Genomic DNA, 1,495 nt, shown 5'->3' on the forward strand with positions numbered 1-1,495 from the left:
GCCCCCGCACCCGCCGCCGCGGGGGGCGGCGGGTGCGGGGGCCGGGCGGCCGGACGCGGCGCTCTGCGGCGGGCCGGCCTGCGACGTGCTGGACGCGAGGGTGCGGCTGCGTACGCGGTAGAGACCGGTGTCGAGGTCGTCGGCCTTCTCCAGGTGGACCTTGATGGGTCCCATGAAGGTGTAGCGCTGCTGCTTCGCGTAGTCGCGGACCAGTCCGGAGAGCTCGTCGCCGAGCTGGCCGGAGTACGGGCTGAGGCGCTCGTAGTCCGGGGTGGAGAGCTCGACGATGAAGTCGTTGGGGACGACGGTCCGCTCGCGGTTCCAGATCGTGGCGTTGTTGTCGCACTCGCGCTGGAGGGCGCCGGCGATCTCGACGGGCTGGACCTCGGACTTGAAGACCTTGGCGAAGGTGCCGTTGACCAGACCTTCGAGACGCTGCTCGAAACGCTTCAGGACTCCCATGGGGCACCTCCTCCGTCGTTGTCGTCCTGGTACTGCTTACTGATCGTATCCACGCGTCGGGAAATCGGCTGGTTCCCCTTGTCTGCACAGTGGATGAGTGTCACCTCTCACAGGGATCGTAGAGGTGGCCTCCTCACAGTGTCCCGCACCCCGGGGACACTCTGGAGGAGTGGGTGAGGGGCGGCGGCGTTCCCTTCGGCGTTCGCGTCGTCGTTCGCGTCCTGAGCCCTCCTCGTTCCCCGCCTCGTTCTCCCTCTCGTTCCCCTCCTCGGGTCCCCCCGAACAACGGGTGTGAATCCACCCTGACCACCGTGCTAATCTTCTGCATGTCGTCAGGCGCTCGCACAAACCAGTGAGAGATTCGAACGGCACCACTCATGCGCGAGTGGCGGAACGGCAGACGCGCTGGCTTCAGGTGCCAGTGTCCTTAGGGACGTGGGGGTTCAAATCCCCCCTCGCGCACTTAGAGAAACCGACGAAACGGGTCTCGGCAGGTGACGGAAGTCGCCCGCGGAGGCCCGTTTCGCGTTGTCCGGGTCACGTCTTGGCGACCGTGGCCGGAGGGCCGGCCACGGTCGCGAAGGTCACTTCCCGGTGAGCTCCCTCAGCGCCAGGTTGAGCCGCAGCACGTTCACCCGGGGCTCGCCCATGAAGCCGAGCGTCCGCCCTTCGGTGTGGTCCCGGACGAGCCGCTCGACGCGGGCCGGCGCGAGGCCGTTGCGCTCCGCGACGCGGTGCGCCTGGAGTGCGGCGTACGCGGGGGAGATGTGCGGGTCGAGGCCGGAGCCGGAGGAGGTGACGGCGTCGGCGGGGATGTCGGCGGGCTTCGGCTCGTACTCCCCGGCCCGGTTGTCCGCCAGTACGGCCTTCTTCGCCTCCTTGACCCACCTGATCAGGTCCGGGTTGTCGCCGGAGCGGTTGGTGGCGCCGGAGAGGATCAGCGCGTACCGCGTGTTGACGCTGTTGGCGCCCAGGCCGTTGGACGGGCGCGGCTGGAACCACCGGAGGTCCGGCCGGGGGCCGGTCTCTTAAC

1 protein-coding gene, 1 tRNA gene and 1 pseudogene are annotated in these 1,495 nt (G+C 68.8%); 1 reads left to right on the forward strand and 2 read right to left on the reverse strand.

Features of this window, described 5'->3' with window-relative positions; all coding sequences use genetic code 11:
* A partial coding sequence (locus E2E34_RS34200; RefSeq protein ID WP_244316399.1) for a DUF3662 domain-containing protein occupies window positions 1-462 on the reverse strand: 462 nt, incomplete at its 3' end.
* A 379-nt stretch (window positions 463-841) separates the two neighbouring features.
* On the opposite strand from E2E34_RS34200, the gene E2E34_RS34205 reads away from it, so the two are divergent.
* A tRNA-Leu gene (locus E2E34_RS34205) sits at window positions 842-924 on the forward strand.
* 122 nt (window positions 925-1,046) lie between these two features.
* Here the strand turns inward: E2E34_RS34205 and E2E34_RS34210 are convergent.
* Window positions 1,047-1,490 (reverse strand): annotated as a pseudogene (locus E2E34_RS34210) (potassium-transporting ATPase subunit C); the annotation flags it as partial.
* Window positions 1,491-1,495 lie beyond the last annotated feature (5 nt).

The sequence above is a fragment of the Streptomyces albidochromogenes genome, from assembly GCF_005981925.1.
Classification (GTDB): Bacteria; Actinomycetota; Actinomycetes; order Streptomycetales; family Streptomycetaceae; genus Streptomyces; species Streptomyces albidochromogenes.